A 16,660-nucleotide genomic window follows, 5' to 3' on the forward strand; every position below is an offset into this window, starting at 1 on the left:
CCGAAAACTCGAAAAAACTTCCGATAAAAACTCACTCCCCAGAAAATGATTTGTTTTTCAATATGTTATGAACCCATTCCCCAACCCAATAAAAGCCGCCCGCTGGATAAATCCGGCGGGCGGTCAAGTTGACCCGTGCTTGTCCGGGCATTGGGAGTTTTCATCCCGTCAGGATCACGCCGATTTGGCGTAACCAATATCTTTCAGCGCCTCGGCAATTTCCGGCAGAATGCCCGGATCATCAATGGTTGCCGGGGTGTTGTAGGTCTCACCATCCGCAATGGATCGCATGGTCTTGCGCAGGATCTTGCCCGACCGGGTTTTGGGCAGACGATCCACAATGGTTGCCTGCTTGAAGGCCGCAACCGGCCCGATCTGATCACGGACCATGGCAACCACTTCCTTGATGATCGCTTCATGCGGGCGATCCACCCCGGATTTCAGGACCACGAAACCAAGCGGCAACTGCCCCTTAAGGTCATCATGCACCCCAATCACCGCACATTCGGCGACATCGGGATGACCCGAAAGCACTTCTTCCATTGCCCCGGTCGACAGCCGATGCCCCGCGACATTGATGATGTCATCCGTCCGCGACATGACATAGACATAGCCGTCCTCGTCAATGAAACCAGCATCCCCGGTGGCGTAATAGCCCGGGAATTCTTCAAGATAGGCCGCTTTGAACCGGTCATCATTCTGCCAAAGGGTCGGCAATGTTCCTGGCGGCAGGGGCAGCTTGGCCACCAGCGCCCCGATCTTGCCGCGTTCAAGCGGCTTGCCGCCTTCATCCACCACCTGCACGTCCCAGCCACAGGCTGCAACCGTCGGCGATCCATATTTGATCGGCAGCATCTCAATGCCGCGCGGATTGGCACAGATCGACCAGCCGGTTTCGGTCTGCCACCAATGGTCGATCACCGGCACGCCAAGGCTGTCTTCGGCCCAGTGCAGCGTATCGGGGTCGGATCGTTCCCCGGCAAGATAAAGCGCCTTCAGGCACGAAAGATCATAATTGGCCATCAACGCGGCCTTGGGATCATCGCGCTTGATCGCCCGGAACGCGGTCGGTGCGGTAAACAGGACCTTGACCCGATGCTGTGATATCACCCGCCAGAACGCCCCGGCATCCGGCGTTCCAACCGGTTTGCCTTCATACATCACCGTCGTGCATCCGGCCAGAAGCGGCGCATAAACGATATAGGAATGCCCGACGACCCAGCCGACATCGGATGCCGCCCAATACACATCACCGGCCTCGACATCATAGATATTCTTCATCGACCAGTTAAGCGCCACCATATGCCCGCCATTGTCGCGCACGACCCCCTTGGGCTGGCCGGTGGTGCCGGATGTATAAAGCACATAAAGCGGGTCGGTCGCTGCCACCGGCACGCAATCGGCCGGGGCGGCCTTGGCGCATTCCGCCATCCAGTCAAAATCACGCCCGTCAATCAGCAGGGCCGAACATTGCGCACGCTGGAACATCAGGACCGTTTCGACCTTGTGCTTGGCCTGATCAATCGCCCGGTCCAGAAGCGGCTTGTATTCGATCACGCGTGATCCTTCGATACCGCAACTGGCACTCAGGATCAGTTTCGGTTTTGCATCATTGATCCGGGTCGCAAGCTCGTTGGATGCAAAGCCACCAAACACGACCGAATGGATCGCACCAATGCGCGCACATGCCAGCATCGCCATCGCCGCCTGCGGGATCATCGGCATATAGATGATCACCCGGTCACCCTTGGTCACCCCCTTGGCATGCAGGGCCCCGGCAAGACGGGCAACCTCATCGCGCAGCCGGTTATAGGTGAATGTTTCGATCGTATTGGTGACGGGGCTGTCATAAATCAGGGCCGCCTGTTCACCGCGACCATTTTCAATATGACGATCCAGCGCGTTAAAGCAGGTATTGACCATCCCGCCTTCGAACCAGCGATAAAACGGCGCGTTACTGTCATCAAGCACACGGTCCCATTTCCTGTACCAGACCAGATTTTCCGCAGCCTCGGCCCAGAAACCTTCCCTGTCCGTGATCGAACGATCATAGATTTCCTGATAGCGACCCGTCATTTGTGAAACTTCCTCCCGCGCGTCTGGATCTTTGCCCAAATATACGCGTCTGGCTTGTGTGCTGCGTTACCGCGACATCATCATCCGCAAATGTTGTGACATCGCCTGCCCGATCTGTATCAAGGGCCGGATCAAACACCGGACCTTAATTCGGCATCATAATACCGATTTAAATTTCCAACGCCCCTTAGACATTGGTAGAGGGCGGAAAACCGGGATTTTTGCGGACTGAAATCAATCCAGAAAACATCTTTCCGCGTATGCTGTCCTATACAGATCGGGACGCCAAAAGGTGCTTACAAGAATGCCGCCTCTCGTTGTGGGCGACAATCGGAGGCGGCAAAAAATGAAGGGACTGATCCTGTCGTCAGGAGATGCATTTTTCAGGAAATCGGCACAGCCTTACCATCACGCTGTGCGGATTTTGCCAGCATCCTCTTGACGGCTAATGGGTTATTCGACTTATCTCGTCCTTGATTTCGAGCTTGCGGCGTTTAATGTCTGCGACACGGGAATTGTCTGGCGCCGGGCGGCGCTGCTCGAGGTGGAGTTCCTGCTCAAGTGCAGCATGTTTGGCAGTGAGAGCTTCGACATGGGATTGAACACTCATTCGCCTACTCCTCAGTTCTGACATTGCCCACGCTTTGATGGTAGTAATTCTGTAATATGATTTCCAGTCTTTCGACGACGCAATCGTTCAAATAGTGACCCGGATAACACATAAAATGTCTCAAAAGGATCGACTTATCATTGGCATAACCGGCGCGTCCGGAGTGATTTACGGCATCCGTTTTTTACAGTTGCTGAAAAATTCGCCAATCGAAACTCACCTGATCCTTTCGAAGGCGGCAGAGCGCACAATCGCCTATGAAACCGATTTTAAAATCCGCGATATCAAAGAGATGGCAGACGTCATCCATGACAATGCGGATATCGGTGCATCGATTGCATCGGGTTCGTTCCGCACACGCGGCATGATCATCGCACCCTGCTCGATGAAGTCCCTGGCCGAGGTGGCAAGCGGAGTCGCAGACAATCTGATCGCACGTGCCGCCGATGTGATGCTCAAGGAACGCCGCCGTCTGGTTCTGATGGCCCGTGAAACGCCCCTGCATGCCGGCCATATCCGCAATATGGCACTGGCCACCGAAAACGGCGCAATCATCGCACCGCCGGTGCCCGCCTTCTATGCGCGCCCGCAATCGCTTGATGAAATGGTCACGCAAAGCTGCGGCCGGATCCTTGATCTGTTTGACATCGACCTGCCGGAAACGGCGCGCTGGGGCGATACGGACGCCGAAAACCACATCCCGGTCACCGGCAAACCGCGCAAGACGGATTAAGCAATAGGGCCCCCTATTGCGCCTTCGGGCTTAACAGCATGCAGGCGCGAAGCTGTTCCAGTGCGGCATCGCATTCCGGCTGGCTCAGATCAAAACGGGTGGGTGATAAATAAGCCCGTGCCGGAGCCATCGGATCACCGGCCGGAATGGTTTCGACCGCATCACACAGCAATTCCTGCTCAATCCGTTCGGCGCTCAGTTCGTCACTCTTGACCTTGGCGCGCAGTTTTTGCGCACTTTCCCAATCGGCATTGCGCAAAAAGCGGCGGGTATTGCGCAACGGCACAATCACCTGTTCACGCCAGTCCCGTACCGCATTTTCAAGGGCGGATATGCTATGCGGTGCCTGCCCTTTCTGGCCAAGATAGAACATGAACAAAAGCATGTTCACATCCAGATCACATCGTTCCTGCAATTCAAGACACAACGGCGCAACGCCGTCCCGTCCATACATCTCGACCGTAAAGGTCCAGACTTCCTCAGCCTTCATATCCAACCTGTCTGTTTTTATGTAAATGCGGCCTGTTAATCAGACCGTTTTTGCCGTGCGAACCGTTTCGGGCGGATGGCCGATATAGGCACCAAGACCCTTTGCGGTCGATACCATGGTTCCATTGGTATCGACAAGCCGCGGGCCGACAATCACATCCGCCATTGCGACGTCGATCACCTTGCGTTTTGACCAGGCGACGACACGGTCAAAACTTTTCTGCGCAATCAGGTCCACCGCATGCACCCCGAAGGCCGATGCAATCACCCGGTCGCGCGGCGATGGAATCCCGCCGCGCTGCACATGGCCCAGCACGGTCACACGGGTTTCCCAGCCGGTTCGTGCGCCCAATTCGTCCGCGAGCCAGTGCCCGATCCCGCCATAACGTACTTTCTGGCCGTCATCACCTTGCGTCACCGCGGCCCCGTCATCGCGCTTGACCGCCTCGGCAACGATCACCAGCGCATGATTGCGCCCGCGCTTGCGAATGTTCAGGCAATGCTCGGTCAGCGCTTCAAGATCGTAATCCATTTCCGGGATCAGGATCGCATCCGCCCCACCGGCAACCCCGGCGAACAGCGCGATATGCCCGGCATCGCGCCCCATGACTTCCAGAATCATGATACGGTCATGCGATGCGGCTGTCGGCTGCAACCGGTCAAGTGCCTCGACCGCAACATTGACCGCCGTGGTAAAGCCCACCGAATATTCCGTCAGCGCCAGATCGTTATCGATGGTTTTGGGAATCCCCACCAGATTGATACCACCCATTTCGGCCAACCGATGCAGGATCGCCATGCTGCCATCCCCGCCAACCCCGATCAGGGCATCCAGGCCAAGCTTGTGATACCCGGCGATGACTTCGGCCGAACGGTCGGCAAAACTTCCATCAGGCATCGGATAATGGAACGGGTCGCCCTTGTTAACGGTGCCAAGAATCGTACCGCCAAGGCGCAGCATTCCGTCATTATTGACGTAATCGTTCAGATCAATGGCCTGCGGCGGGTCCTGCATCAAACCGTGTGTGCCCTGCCGGATACCAACCACGTCCCAGCCATAACCAAGCACTGCGCGCCGCACCACCGCCAGAATAACCGCATTCAGGCCCGCACAATCGCCACCGCTGGTCAGAATTCCGATCCGCATCCGTATCCTCCGTCCTGTCCGATCCAAATCATAAAGCCGATTACAAATCATATGGGTTGCCAACCCGAATTCTGATAGTATTACAGGCTCTTCGCGTCGCTAACCAAGCTGGATCAAAAATGGACGAAATCAATCAGATCGCGGTTGAAAAAAGACTGCTGTTTCTGCGCGAGGAACATCGTGATCTCGATATCGCAATCGAACAATTGGCCCACGGGGCCCATCACGATCAATTGCGTCTGGGCCGCATGAAAAAGCGCAAACTAGCACTCAAGGACGAGATTCTTTATCTCGAGTCGCAGTTGGTCCCGGATATTATTGCCTGAAAGGCAGCGCGCCCGTTGGTAACGAGCGTGGGTTACAGACCAAATCCTGCATCCGGATCGCGACATACCCGGCACATCAAAGCCCGCTTGGAATCCGCTGTAACTGAGCCGATTTCATTTCCTTTTCGGCACGCAGGGCATAATCCACAGATACCAGTGCCTCGTAAGCGGTGTCGCCCGCTTTGACATGATAAATGCCAAACACCGGAATAATGGTGATGTATTTGCCGTTCCAGAAAAACGGATGCTTTTTCAAACGCCGGCTGATGGCATCGCCACGCTGCCAGGCATCCTGTTCATCCATATTGTAAAGCAGCGCGATAAAATCGTTGCAGCCAAGATAACCGACCTGATGGGGTGGCATGATGAATTCGGTTATCGTCCGGTACAGGAAGGTAAACACCCCTTCCTTGCAGCCATGGCCATGACGCTGCAAAACATCATCAAGATTTGCAATCTCGCACAGCATAAGTGCCCGCGTCGTCCGGTCCGATCCGACCAGTGCCATTTCGTTTTCAACAATCTGCATGAAACTGTTGCGGCTTAACGCCCCGGTGAACGGGTCACGGCCCTCTGCCCGGGTCAGTTCAATCTGATGACGTTGCAGTTCCGCAAGATTATCGGTCAGCCCGTTCACCCGCTGCATTAATCGCGCAATCGCCTTTTCAACAGCCGGTGTTACCTGCGCATCGGGGATGCCAAGAACATCCGCAATGTCATGAATATTGGCCGGAACCGGGGGTTCTGCGCTCAGGATATCGCGATTAACGATATCAACCTGATGCTGATCGGGATCAGGCGCACCTTTTTTACGCACCGGCCTGCCATAGGTGTACGCGGCATAGGGATTGGATGGATACCGTCCATCGCCCGCCGCCATGGATGATGGCGTGGCGGAACCGGGTCTCGTGACTTTCATGTCTGCCCTCTCTCGTGCTACCTGCACAGAGATAAAAATTGATATGAATAACTATAAACCCAAAATACTTATACTTCACTTAAATTATCAACTGTAAGCAAGGATAAGATACCTACCCTTATGGCTACCTGACGACGACAGGAAAAGCCCCGCAAAATTATCCCGAAAACAGTGCCATATCAGGCGACCGGCAGGCTTGCATGATCACCCTTCCTGCCTATAATGCGGGCCTTCTGATAACGCGCGACAAACGGAGCCGCCAGCATGAGCGATCAACGCCCGGTCATCGGCATTATCATGGGCAGCCAGTCCGACTGGGAAACCATGAAAAATGCAGCAGATGTCCTCGATGCGCTGCAAGTCCCCTACGAAACCAAAATCGTATCGGCCCATCGCACCCCGGATCGCCTGTATGACTATGCCAAAACCGCAAAGTCGCGCGGCCTCAAGGTGATTATCGCCGGTGCAGGCGGTGCCGCCCACCTGCCGGGTATGGCCGCGGCCATGACGCCGCTTCCGGTTCTGGGTGTTCCGGTGCAAAGCCGTACGCTTAAAGGCCTTGATAGCCTTCTGTCGATCGTTCAGATGCCGGGCGGCGTTCCGGTCGGAACACTGGCAATTGGCTCCGCAGGGGCGAAAAATGCCGGCTTGATGGCCGCCGGGATCATGGCGCTGATGGATGATGCGCTGGCCGGGCGTCTTGATGACTGGCGCGCACAGCAGACTGACGCGGTCGCCGAAGAACCGGTTGATCCCGCACCGTAATGCATCAGGCGCGCCCGAATGGGCGCGTTTTTCTTTGGCATCGTCCAAATCAGCGATGCCCGTCCCTCTTGGGGAATGAAAAGGAATTCGAGGAATAAATGACGCAGGATTTCGCGACACGCATCATCGCACCGGGCAGCACGATTGGCATCATGGGTAATGGCCAGCTTGGCCGTATGGCCGCCCTTTGCGCGGCCGAGCTTGGCTATAGGGTCCATGTTTTCGGCCCCGGAACCGACAGCCCGACCGAACAGGTCTGTGCCAATGCAACGGTGGCTGATTACACCGATCTGGATGCGCTTCGTGCCTTTGCTGCCGATGTCGATGTCGTGACGTTTGAATTTGAAAATGTGCCCCATGACAGCGTGAAACTGCTATCCGAACTGGTGCCGGTCCGTCCGGGCTGGAAATGTCTGCATCTGTCGCAGAACCGCCTGCGTGAAAAGACCTTCTGCAACGAAAACGGTATCGGCACGGCACCTTTTGCCGCCGTTCGTTCGCTTGCCGATCTTGAAGCCGCCGTTGCCAAACTTGGCCGTCCTGCCGTGCTTAAAACCACCGAAATGGGGTATGACGGCAAGGGTCAGGTCAAAATCACCGATGAAACCAGCCTTGCCGACGCATGGGCTGAAATGAACGGTGCCGAGGCCATCCTCGAAGGCTTCATCTCGTTCGAACGCGAAATCTCGGTCATTGTCGCGCGCGGGATCAAGGGGGACACCGCCTGCTTCTGCCCGGTTGAAAATGTGCATACCAATCACATTCTTGATGTCACGATTGCCCCGGCAAAGATTCCCGCCGATCTTGCCAAAAAGGCAGAAGACATCGCCACCCGTCTGGTCGAGGCGATGGAATTTGTCGGGTTGCTGGCGGTCGAGATGTTTGTCACCACCGATGGCGACGTTCTGGTAAACGAAGTTGCCCCGCGTCCGCACAATTCCGGTCACTGGACGATTGATGCCTGCATCACCAGCCAGTTTGAACAGTTCATCCGTGCTGTGTGCGGCCTGCCTTTGGGCAATCCGACCCATCACTCCAATGCGCGCATGAAAAACCTTTTGGGCCACGACATTGATGACTGGCAGGCAATTTTGGCCGAGCCAGATGCCAAGCTGCACCTTTACGGCAAGGCCGAAGCCAAAGCCGGACGCAAGATGGGTCATATCACCTGGGTCCTGCCCAAAGAGGCCTGATACCAGCCCTGAACCAAATTGAATGAATGCCCCGACCCATAACGGTTTCGGGGCATTTTTCGTTACATCACAGGCACATCGCCTGGCAGGCAGTTTCTTCCTGCCAAACTGGCATCGCGCTTGCTGTTATCCCGGCAGGAAATTCTTTTCGGGTAACAGTCTGATGAAAAAACTTCTTCTCATCCTTGCAATCATGACCGGCTTTGCATCAGCCCATGGCGCAAACAATGCCGCCCATGCCGCACCGGGGGCCGCCGGTTTCCCCGATGTGTTGCAGGGCGATCAGCTCCGGTTTGGCAATATGATTGTCGAACTGTTTGGCATTCGCGCCCCACGACCGGGCATGATCTGCCGGGCGGGCAGTGTCGAGTTTCAATGTGGTGCGGCTGCAGCACAGGCGCTTGACCGCATCATCGAAAACTATGCCGTCGCCTGCCAGCAGGTCTCAGACTCCCAGCTGTTCCCGATGCTGACCGAATGCCGCATGGGGCAGACCGACATCAACCGTTTGCTGCTACGTGCCGGCTGGGCAATTGTCGATATGAACAGCTGCGATGGCAACCCGAACTGCCTGACCTATTTGTCCGATCAGACCCATGCCAAGGAAAACCGCAAAGGCATGTGGATGGGCGATCTGCCACATGAACTGGTTGCACTGGCCGCCAAACCAAAAGTGATTGAGGCCGACCTTCACGACGACAAAGCGGCTCCGGCAAATAATACTGGCGCACCGTTCAGCATCAATCTTGCTGCCGAAATGGAACAGGCAAACAAACCCGACACAACGCTTCTGAGTTTCCTGATGCGCTAGACGCAATCACGCTGTTACCGCTGTTATCCAACGCAAAACGCCGCCCTGCATGGGGCGGCGTTTTGTTTGAACAATGGGCCGAAATCTGTCCTGTTCTATGCGCTGAACTGGCGGCGGACCCGACCGGGCGTCGGCATGCACTTCGCCAGCTTCGCGCCAAGCTTGAATGGTGTCGCGGCAAATTTCCCGGCCTTTTTGACCGTTCCCGTGATTTTCGGGATCTGCATGACATTGCCGATCCGGCGATCCAGAAAAGCCCAGCTGTCTGCATGGCCTTCGGATTTGTCATCCAGCCAATACGCAAGGGTCGAACCATAAACCCCCGCAAGCAGCATCCGCTTGGTGTACCAGTTGTGATCGGTCGATGTGTCACCGGCGGCAATCCACATCTTGTCGACCGTACCATGCGTCAACTTAAGGCTAAGCGGTACGTTTTGCGGCAGGGTTAGATAGGAAAGAGCGGCGCGCACCGTATCTTTTTCGTGTTCCACCAGCGACAGACGCGTTTTGACCGCAGTCGCGATCCGTTCACGGATTTTCATCGATGGCAGATCAAGCTTGTCGAGTTCCTCGACCATCTTGCGATCCGTCATCTCGACATAGGTAATGATTGCCTGACGAATACCGCCGGGGAACAGGCGGTCAACCTCACCCGTGGCAAGATCAAGGTCTTCGGCGCCGCTACGAAGGGCGGCCATCGTCCAGCCGTCGAACGGCACGTGCTCAAGTGCCGCTGTGACCAGTGCCTCGCGCTGCGTACGCAGGCGGTTCATGCTTTCGGAAACGGTCATTCAGGCCTCCTTGCTGTCTTCATCGGCATTTTCATCCGAACCTTCGCCAGATGATGCTGCCTGTCTGAAGGTCGTTTCGGGCGGATTGTCACGCAATTCATCGGCAAAGCCCAGAAGCGTCATGTCTTCCATACGTTCAGGGTACATCACCCCGATCAGATGATCATATTCGTGCTGAACGACGCGCGCATGAAACCCGCCGGCAATGCTTTCGACTTCGTCACCATACTCATTTAACCCGCGATACCGGATTTTGTTCCAGCGCGGCACCACGCCCTGCAACCCCGGAATGGAAAGACATCCTTCCCAGCCATCAACGATTTCATCGCCAATCGCCTCGATTTCCGGATTGATCAGTACGCTTAACGGTACTTCCGCATCATCAGGATCATCGCTTTTGCGAAAGGCCGGGACATAAAAAACCATGATCGCCTTGGACTGAAACACCTGTGGCGCCGCAAGCCCAACGCCTCCAGCATCCTTCATGGTGTCCTTCATATCCGCGATCAGACGCTGGATTTCGGGATCAAGCGGGTTCTCGACCCGGTCTGCGACCCTGCGCAGAACCGGGTGGCCCATCCGGGCAATTTTAAGGATCGACATGGCCCTATATCCAACCAAAACGGCATGGCTGTAAAGCCCCTACACATGATCTGTCACCTAATGAGCCGACAAAACCAGCGTCTGTACAGGCCAGAGCAGCGCCTGAATACGCAGCAGCAAGGCATGCACGATCCCAACCGTCTGAACCATATGCAGGAACAACCATTCGCCCGTACCGATTTCCGGGTTTTCAAGCTGCGCATGGGTATTGGTATAGGCATTGGCAACGCACTGGCTGCCCCTTGGCACATCCTTGATCTGCTCAGGATAAAGCGGGATCATTTTGGCAAGGAATGTGCCCGGCACGGCCCGTTCCGAGATATCAAGCAATCTGTCTGTCGGGCGGAACTGACCGGCGGCGATCACCGGCTGCACGCTGGTTACCAACATCGGAATTACTTCAAACGGCAGCGACGCACACGACATTTCCGCAAGAATTCCAGCTTTGACAACCTGTGCGGAAACCTGCTGGAACCCGGCCTGGAATACGACCTCCTCGGGTTCGGCCGGTATAAGGATACCGGCTGGACGCAGTAATGGGTTAACCACATCACCAATCTGCAATGCAAACTGCTGTATCTCTCCATCGACACCCGCCCGGACAACGGTTTTGCCAAGGGCAACCTCGGCCGAACGCAGGGATGCTTCCGCACTGGCAAGCTGGGCCGGCAACAGCGTTTCCATTTTGGTTTCCACGGCATTGACGTTGGCCTTTGCCGCATTGACCGCCCCCTGACGGGTGGTTAAGGCCACTTCAAGCCGTTCGACCTCCCGCCGTGAAACCGCATTGGTACCACGTGACAGAAGATCGGCCTTGACCGCCAATTCCTCGCGTACCTGTTCATAGGCACCTTGGGCTTCTTCAAGGTTACCGTTCGCCACCGCAAGATCGGCCTGCGTTACCGCCATCTGCGCACGGATTTCCTGCACCTGCTGCCGGGCGATTTCGGCCGCTTCGGTTTCGGTACGGTCATCAAGGCGGAATAACGGATCACCCGATTTTACCTGATCATCGTTATCGACATAGATTTCCACGACCCGGCCGTTCTTTTCCGGCAAAATGGTCAGGGTCCGATAAAAGGACGCGACGTTGTGACTTGACGGGTGATAATAAAAAATCAGCGTGATTAATGAAATCGTCAGGATTGCACAGCCGACAATCCCGTATCGCAGCTCGTACCAGACCGAAAACAGGGTGATTTCCTTGCCGATACGTTTCCCCTGCACATATCGCCGGATCAGGTAATCAGGCAGGACGGTAAAAATGGAACATAACATCAGTTCAAACATCTTTACGGTCCTCCTGCTCTTTTACGCTGGGGGTACCGGTCGCGATATCGCCATCAGCAACGTGTTCTGATTTGTCCGAGTCGCTCATTGCCCCCTTCTGCCTTGCCATTGCCTTCACAGCGTCGGCAATCGCATTGATCGGGGTATAAAAATCGGGAACCTGAACCACGGCAATCACCAGGGCCGCCAGCCAGAACAGGTTGTTATGGGTAAACAGCGCCAGAAGGGTCAGGATACTGATAAGCTGTATCTGGGTGTGATTGGCGTGATGGGCCAATCTTTCGGGCAGCGCATGTAAACTCAGATAAAGCGCGCCAAGGCCAAACACCGCCAGAACGACAGACCAAATAACAATCGTGAACAGCACATCCGACTGCCCCGGTCCCGCAATAAAGAACGGCGCATGTGCAATTGCCGCCTCCCGCAAACTGCTTTCCATTGCTCTACCCCGCCCCTGCCTTAAGGCTTTGAACTGTTCGTGTCCGATCACTATACCCGCATCGCAACCACCAATGGTATATTTTTCAACATGATGCCGTTACTTTTGGTATAGAATAAAATCGGGAAGACAAAGCCGATCTCGAGCTTTCGGGATCACATTGTGGGCACAACCCTATCGCCCAATGAACGCCACAGGCGAATTACCCCTTCCCTCTTTCCTTTTGCGCCGCTTTACACTATATAAAGCCCACGGTCATACAGGCCGTGCAACCAACCGGAGGGCATGATGCTCAGCCGGGTGTTTTTGTTTTTTTGAAAGGAGCGTGGTTTCCGTGCAGGTAATCGTTCGCGACAACAATGTCGATCAGGCTCTGAAAGCGCTTAAGAAAAAGATGCAGCGCGAGGGCATTTTCCGTGAGATGAAACTCCGTCGCCACTTTGAAAAGCCGTCGGAGAAGAAAGCTCGCGAAGGGGCGGAAGCAATCCGTCGTGCCCGCAAGCTGGAGCGTAAGCGCGTCGAGCGCGAAGGCTTCTAGTCTTTTTCACTTTCGGGGTTCCTCGAACGTGACTGTACGATCGGTTTTGGCTTGCCAAAATCGGACCCGTGCGCCAAGCCCGCCTCGGAGCAATCCGGGCGGGTTTGGTTTTTTAGGCTCCCTTTTTCAAATCCCACTCCCCCCATCGCATAGCTGTCATTCCCGCTAAGTTTTTTGTCTTGGCATCGGATTGTTTTAAACAATTCCCCGGCAGGTCTTCACTCGCCATGCGCAAAACACCTTTGCGCCACCACCAACCAGTCAATCGGGGAGACATGACTGTGAACACACAAACCGATACCGGCAGCGCCCCCGCCGGATCTGATTTTAATGGATATTATCGACTGACCCGCGTCCTGCCCGCCATCGCCGTGATGGCCGCGATATATGGCATTGCCGCACTGGTCGATTACCACATCAATGCTGTCCTGCTGACCATCGTTGTCATGATTGCACTGTGTCTTTTGCGCGTGCCAGTCCCGATCGCCCTTATCTCGGCCGCCTTGCTTGGTGCATTGCACGCCGGGATGGACACAACCACCGCCATTGGTGCGCTTAATGACAACCTTCTGGTCGGCGCACAGGTCGGCATGACCTATGTTATGATCGGCGCCTTTGCGGTTGCGATTGCGCGTTCGGGCATTCTTGATCTGTTTGCCCAAAAGATCGCCGCGCGTGTCGGAAGCGATGCACAAAGCACGTCAAAGGGCCTTAAATGGTTCCTGTTTACGATCTTCATTTTCTGTTCGTTGATTTCGCAGAATCTGGTGCCGGTTCACATCGCCTTTATCCCGGTGATGATCCCGCCGCTTCTGGCGGTCTTCAACCGTCTGCGGATTGATCGTCGCGCCGTTGCATGTATCCTCGCCTGTTCGATCAGTTTTTCCTATCTGCTTCTGCCGACTGGCTTTGGGGCGATTTACCTCAATGAAATCCTGATGGCCAATGTCAACGAAGTTGGCGCGGCCTACGATCTTTCCATGACGGCCGATATGGCGCCCAAGGCCATGTTCCTGCCTGTTATGGGGATTGTTGCCGGGATGCTGGTTGCGGTTTTCATCACCTATCGCAAACCGCGCGATTATGTGACCGGCCCGTCTGCCGAGCGCCATATCAATCCAGCAAAGCCCGTGTCGATCAATCCGCTTCAACTGCTGGCAACCGTTGCGGCCCTTGCCGTTGCGCTGATCTGCCAGTTGCAGTTTGACAGCCTTCTGGTCGGCGCGATGATCGGCTTTGTCATTCTGGCCGCGGCGGGTATTTTCCGCTGGCGGGCACAGGATGATGTCTTCACCGAAGGCATGCGGATGATGGCCCAGATTGCCGTGATCATCACCATCGCGTCGGGCTTTGCCGGGGTGCTTGATGCCACCGGCGAAATCGCCCCGCTGGTGCAGGCAAGTGCCGAACTGATCGGCGATAACAAGGCACTTGGCGCGCTGATCATGCTTCTGGTCGGCCTGTTCATCACCATCGGCTTTGGCGACAGCTTCGCCAGCGTGCCAATCCTGGCTCCGATCTATATCCCACTCGCACTGGCCCTTGGCTTCTCGCCCATGGCGACCATCGCACTTCTGGGGGCGTCTGCTGCCCTTGGCGATGCTGGCTCGCCCGCATCAACCATCACATTGGGCGCGACATCGGGCCTGAATGCCGACGGTCAACATGATCATGTAAAGGATTCCGTGATCCCGACCTTTATCCATGCCAATTTCGGCATGGTTCTGTTTGCTTGGGTGGCAGCGATGATCCTTTGATCAAATCGGCACAATAAAGCCGGGACCAAACAAACAACCCGTCCGATATTCGTCGGACGGGTTTTATTTCGACCCGAACAGCCAGTTAAACAGACCATCGACGGCGCCGTTGCTGGTCGCATCCGACTGTGCGGCGTCTTCGCGTACCAAAAGCCCGAACTGGCTTTTATAGACCGTATAGGTATTGGCAACCTCGATATCGGTGAAAGTCGAACTGCCATATTCGGCATCAATCAGGAAATTCCAATCCGCCACCAGCTTGCCAATATCAATCCCCTTGGTCGCGCCGAGATCATAGGCCATATGCGGACGGGTGTTCTGATCTTCGATGTCCTGATACCGACCTTCCAGCCGCACCAGCTTGTAACGGGAATCCACACCAAGAATATTGGCCCATGGCTTGATCTTCACAAATTCCGCATCAATCCGCCATTGGTCACCATAAATCACGTATTTGCCGGGAATATCGTTGCCCGGTAATGTCAGATAAGCGTTGTATTCCTGATCCCCGACTTCCTCGAACGTAATCCGCGCCACCGGCTCCTCGGCTGTCAGCCGGAAATAGGTGATGAAAATCACCGAAACCGATGCCACCACCGCCAGCGACAACAGCACAATCGTAAAAACGGATACTTTCAGAAGTCGGAACACTCAGCCCTCGAGATATGATTTCTGAATAAAAGATCACGAAAATTCGTATTTCGTTTCACATAGAAAAAGGGCGACCAAATGGCCGCCCTTCTCGTATTCGAACAACAAGCCAAATCAGCTATCCAGATGCATCACAATCTCTTCGCACATCTTTTTGGCATCACCGAACAGCATCATCGTGTTGTCCTTGAAGAACAACTCGTTCTCGATACCGGCATAACCGGCCGACATCGAACGCTTGATGAACAGAACGGTCTTGGCTTTTTCGACCTCGAGGATCGGCATGCCGAAGATCGGCGATGACGGGTCGGTTTTGGCCGCTGGGTTGGTGATATCGTTGGCACCAATCACAAAGGCCACATCCGCCGTGCCGAAATCACGGTTGATTTCTTCCATTTCAAGCACGTCGTCATAAGGCACACTTGCCTCTGCCAAAAGGACGTTCATGTGCCCCGGCATACGCCCTGCCACCGGATGGATGGCATAGCGGACATTAACGCCTTCGGCTTTAAGGATATCAGCCATTTCGCGCAACGCGTGCTGAGCCTGTGCCACCGCCATGCCGTAGCCCGGCACGATGATCACATTTGATGCGTTCTTCATGATAAAGGCCGCATCATCGCTGGAGCCTGATTTGACAGCCCGATCACCGGTATCAACGCCGCCTGCTGCGGCACCGGCTTCCGCGCCAAAGCCGCCAAAGATAACGTTGAAGATCGAGCGGTTCATGCCCTTGCACATGATGTATGACAGGATCGCACCCGAAGCACCAACGAGTGCACCGGTAATGATCAGGGCGTTGTTCTGAAGCGTAAAGCCGATGCCGCATGCCGCCCACCCCGAATAGGAGTTCAGCATCGAAACAACGACCGGCATATCCGCCCCGCCAATCGGAATGATCAGCGTCACACCAAGAACCAGAGCAAGAATGACCAGAATCCAGAACGCGGTGTGGCTTTCAGTCGCAACAAGGATGACACCAAACACCACAATGCCAATTCCGATGGCAAGGTTAAGCATATGCTGTCCGGTAAAGCGTACCGGCGTACCCGATACAATCCCCTGCAACTTGCCAAAGGCAACAAGCGAGCCAGTGAAGGTAATGGCACCAATGGCAACGCCAAGGCCCATTTCAATCAGGCTGGCAGCACCGATATTGCCTGCAGTACCAAGACCATAGGCACCCGGCGAATAAAGCGCCGCACCCGCCACAAACACAGCCGCCAGACCGACCAGCGAATGGAAGGCAGCAACAAGTTGCGGCAGTGCCGTCATCTTGATCTTGAGCGCGATGACCGTACCAATGGCCCCGCCGACCAGAATGCCGACAATGATGGTGGTATAAGACACGACTTCGGGTGATGCCAGGGTGGTCAGAATGGCAATCGCCATCCCCACCATGCCAAGGATATTCCCGTTACGTGCCGTTTCCGGTGAAGACAGACCGCGCAGCGACAAAATGAAGCAGACGGACGCCACGAGATACAGGAAAGCCGACAGGTTTTCCGACATTGTGTGTTCC

At 55.3% G+C, this 16,660-nt stretch carries 18 protein-coding genes; 7 read left to right on the top strand and 11 right to left on the bottom strand.

Annotation, left to right across the window (positions count from 1 at the left end; all coding sequences use genetic code 11):
• Nucleotides 1-174: 174 nt before the first annotated feature.
• A complete protein-coding gene (locus J7395_RS00105; RefSeq protein ID WP_280634631.1) occupies nt 175-2,115 on the bottom strand; it encodes a propionyl-CoA synthetase in 1,941 nt (646 codons plus the stop codon).
• Nucleotides 2,116-2,521: 406 nt separating this feature from the next.
• Nucleotides 2,522-2,686 carry a DUF465 domain-containing protein gene (locus J7395_RS00110; protein ID WP_082824869.1) on the bottom strand — a complete coding sequence of 55 codons (165 nt, stop codon included), beginning with the start codon at nt 2,684-2,686 and terminating at the stop codon, nt 2,522-2,524.
• 115 nt (nt 2,687-2,801) lie between these two features.
• On the opposite strand from J7395_RS00110, the gene J7395_RS00115 reads away from it, so the two are divergent.
• Nucleotides 2,802-3,419: a UbiX family flavin prenyltransferase gene (locus tag J7395_RS00115; RefSeq protein WP_209220160.1), complete on the top strand. Its 618-nt coding sequence runs from the start codon at nt 2,802-2,804 to the stop codon at nt 3,417-3,419.
• 13 nt (nt 3,420-3,432) lie between these two features.
• On the opposite strand, the gene J7395_RS00120 is transcribed toward J7395_RS00115, so the two are convergent.
• Nucleotides 3,433-3,909 carry a TIGR02444 family protein gene (locus J7395_RS00120; protein WP_209220161.1) on the bottom strand — a complete coding sequence of 159 codons (477 nt, stop codon included), beginning with the start codon at nt 3,907-3,909 and terminating at the stop codon, nt 3,433-3,435.
• Between the two features lie 39 nt (nt 3,910-3,948).
• Nucleotides 3,949-5,055: an ATP-dependent 6-phosphofructokinase gene (locus J7395_RS00125; protein WP_209220162.1), complete on the bottom strand. Its 1,107-nt coding sequence runs from the start codon at nt 5,053-5,055 to the stop codon at nt 3,949-3,951.
• A gap of 119 nt (nt 5,056-5,174) precedes the next feature.
• Here J7395_RS00125 and J7395_RS00130 point away from each other — a divergent pair, with 119 nt between their 5' ends.
• Nucleotides 5,175-5,381 carry a DUF465 domain-containing protein gene (locus J7395_RS00130; RefSeq protein ID WP_007091089.1) on the top strand — a complete coding sequence of 69 codons (207 nt, stop codon included), beginning with the start codon at nt 5,175-5,177 and terminating at the stop codon, nt 5,379-5,381.
• A gap of 76 nt (nt 5,382-5,457) precedes the next feature.
• Here J7395_RS00130 and J7395_RS00135 read toward each other — a convergent pair whose 3' ends face one another.
• Nucleotides 5,458-6,300: a diguanylate cyclase gene (locus tag J7395_RS00135; protein WP_062958323.1), complete on the bottom strand. Its 843-nt coding sequence runs from the start codon at nt 6,298-6,300 to the stop codon at nt 5,458-5,460.
• A 264-nt stretch (nt 6,301-6,564) separates the two neighbouring features.
• Here J7395_RS00135 and purE point away from each other — a divergent pair, with 264 nt between their 5' ends.
• The 3 genes from purE to J7395_RS00150 all read left to right on the top strand — a co-directional run bounded on the left by purE (nt 6,565) and on the right by J7395_RS00150 (nt 9,069).
• A complete protein-coding gene (gene purE, locus J7395_RS00140; protein WP_209220163.1) occupies nt 6,565-7,065 on the top strand; it encodes a 5-(carboxyamino)imidazole ribonucleotide mutase in 501 nt (166 codons plus the stop codon).
• A gap of 98 nt (nt 7,066-7,163) precedes the next feature.
• Nucleotides 7,164-8,258, top strand: coding sequence for a 5-(carboxyamino)imidazole ribonucleotide synthase (locus J7395_RS00145; protein WP_209220164.1), 1,095 nt, complete (start codon nt 7,164-7,166; stop codon nt 8,256-8,258).
• A gap of 163 nt (nt 8,259-8,421) precedes the next feature.
• Entirely contained in the window at nt 8,422-9,069 is a 648-nt protein-coding gene (locus tag J7395_RS00150; RefSeq protein WP_209220165.1) for a thermonuclease family protein, read from the top strand.
• 95 nt (nt 9,070-9,164) lie between these two features.
• Here the strand turns inward: J7395_RS00150 and J7395_RS00155 are convergent, their stop codons facing one another.
• The 4 genes from J7395_RS00155 to J7395_RS00170 are packed head-to-tail and all read right to left on the bottom strand — an operon-like array spanning nt 9,165 to nt 12,192.
• Entirely contained in the window at nt 9,165-9,860 is a 696-nt protein-coding gene (locus J7395_RS00155) for a COQ9 family protein (RefSeq protein ID WP_209220166.1), read from the bottom strand.
• A complete protein-coding gene (gene def / locus J7395_RS00160; RefSeq protein WP_062953407.1) occupies nt 9,861-10,463 on the bottom strand; it encodes a peptide deformylase in 603 nt (200 codons plus the stop codon).
• Nucleotides 10,464-10,520: 57 nt separating this feature from the next.
• The gene (locus tag J7395_RS00165; RefSeq protein WP_209220167.1) at nt 10,521-11,753 is read right to left on the bottom strand and encodes a biotin/lipoyl-binding protein; all 1,233 of its coding nucleotides are present in this window, start codon (nt 11,751-11,753) and stop codon (nt 10,521-10,523) included.
• Nucleotides 11,746-12,192: a hypothetical protein gene (locus J7395_RS00170; RefSeq protein ID WP_209220168.1), complete on the bottom strand. Its 447-nt coding sequence runs from the start codon at nt 12,190-12,192 to the stop codon at nt 11,746-11,748. The genes J7395_RS00165 and J7395_RS00170 overlap by 8 nt, the downstream gene beginning before the upstream one ends.
• Nucleotides 12,193-12,526: 334 nt before the next feature.
• On the opposite strand from J7395_RS00170, the gene rpsU reads away from it, so the two are divergent.
• Together rpsU and J7395_RS00180 are read left to right on the top strand one after the other, a co-directional pair.
• A complete protein-coding gene (rpsU, locus tag J7395_RS00175; RefSeq protein WP_062953404.1) occupies nt 12,527-12,730 on the top strand; it encodes a 30S ribosomal protein S21 in 204 nt (67 codons plus the stop codon).
• A gap of 275 nt (nt 12,731-13,005) precedes the next feature.
• Entirely contained in the window at nt 13,006-14,487 is a 1,482-nt protein-coding gene (locus tag J7395_RS00180) for a Na+/H+ antiporter NhaC family protein (RefSeq protein ID WP_209220169.1), read from the top strand.
• A 63-nt stretch (nt 14,488-14,550) separates the two neighbouring features.
• On the opposite strand, the gene J7395_RS00185 is transcribed toward J7395_RS00180, so the two are convergent.
• Both J7395_RS00185 and J7395_RS00190 read right to left on the bottom strand, forming a co-directional pair.
• Nucleotides 14,551-15,138, bottom strand: a complete 588-nt coding sequence (locus J7395_RS00185) for a hypothetical protein (protein WP_209220170.1) — start codon at nt 15,136-15,138, stop codon at nt 14,551-14,553.
• A gap of 114 nt (nt 15,139-15,252) precedes the next feature.
• On the bottom strand, nt 15,253-16,650 hold the full coding sequence (locus J7395_RS00190) for an NAD(P)(+) transhydrogenase (Re/Si-specific) subunit beta (RefSeq protein ID WP_062958330.1): 1,398 nt from the start codon (nt 16,648-16,650) through the stop codon (nt 15,253-15,255).
• Nucleotides 16,651-16,660: the final 10 nt, after the last annotated feature.

The organism is Thalassospira sp. A3_1, assembly GCF_017744215.1.
GTDB classification, from domain to species: Bacteria; Pseudomonadota; Alphaproteobacteria; order Rhodospirillales; family Thalassospiraceae; genus Thalassospira; species Thalassospira lucentensis_A.

Bases quoted from the DNA above. Each gene is read 5' to 3' on its own strand.
- J7395_RS00145 (WP_209220164.1), top strand. From the start codon at position 7,164: ATGACGCAGGATTTCGCGACACGCATCATCGCACCGGGCAGCACGATT.
- J7395_RS00130 (WP_007091089.1), top strand. From the start codon at position 5,175: ATGGACGAAATCAATCAGATCGCGGTTGAAAAAAGACTGCTGTTTCTG.
- J7395_RS00150 (WP_209220165.1), top strand. From the start codon at position 8,422: ATGAAAAAACTTCTTCTCATCCTTGCAATCATGACCGGCTTTGCATCA.
- J7395_RS00115 (WP_209220160.1), top strand. From the start codon at position 2,802: ATGTCTCAAAAGGATCGACTTATCATTGGCATAACCGGCGCGTCCGGA.
- J7395_RS00170 (WP_209220168.1), bottom strand. From the start codon at position 12,192: ATGGAAAGCAGTTTGCGGGAGGCGGCAATTGCACATGCGCCGTTCTTT.
- purE (WP_209220163.1), top strand. From the start codon at position 6,565: ATGAGCGATCAACGCCCGGTCATCGGCATTATCATGGGCAGCCAGTCC.
- J7395_RS00165 (WP_209220167.1), bottom strand. From the start codon at position 11,753: ATGTTTGAACTGATGTTATGTTCCATTTTTACCGTCCTGCCTGATTAC.
- J7395_RS00190 (WP_062958330.1), bottom strand. From the start codon at position 16,650: ATGTCGGAAAACCTGTCGGCTTTCCTGTATCTCGTGGCGTCCGTCTGC.
- J7395_RS00135 (WP_062958323.1), bottom strand. From the start codon at position 6,300: ATGAAAGTCACGAGACCCGGTTCCGCCACGCCATCATCCATGGCGGCG.
- J7395_RS00110 (WP_082824869.1), bottom strand. From the start codon at position 2,686: ATGAGTGTTCAATCCCATGTCGAAGCTCTCACTGCCAAACATGCTGCA.
- J7395_RS00155 (WP_209220166.1), bottom strand. From the start codon at position 9,860: ATGACCGTTTCCGAAAGCATGAACCGCCTGCGTACGCAGCGCGAGGCA.
- J7395_RS00120 (WP_209220161.1), bottom strand. From the start codon at position 3,909: ATGAAGGCTGAGGAAGTCTGGACCTTTACGGTCGAGATGTATGGACGG.
- J7395_RS00125 (WP_209220162.1), bottom strand. From the start codon at position 5,055: ATGCGGATCGGAATTCTGACCAGCGGTGGCGATTGTGCGGGCCTGAAT.
- J7395_RS00180 (WP_209220169.1), top strand. From the start codon at position 13,006: ATGACTGTGAACACACAAACCGATACCGGCAGCGCCCCCGCCGGATCT.
- def (WP_062953407.1), bottom strand. From the start codon at position 10,463: ATGTCGATCCTTAAAATTGCCCGGATGGGCCACCCGGTTCTGCGCAGG.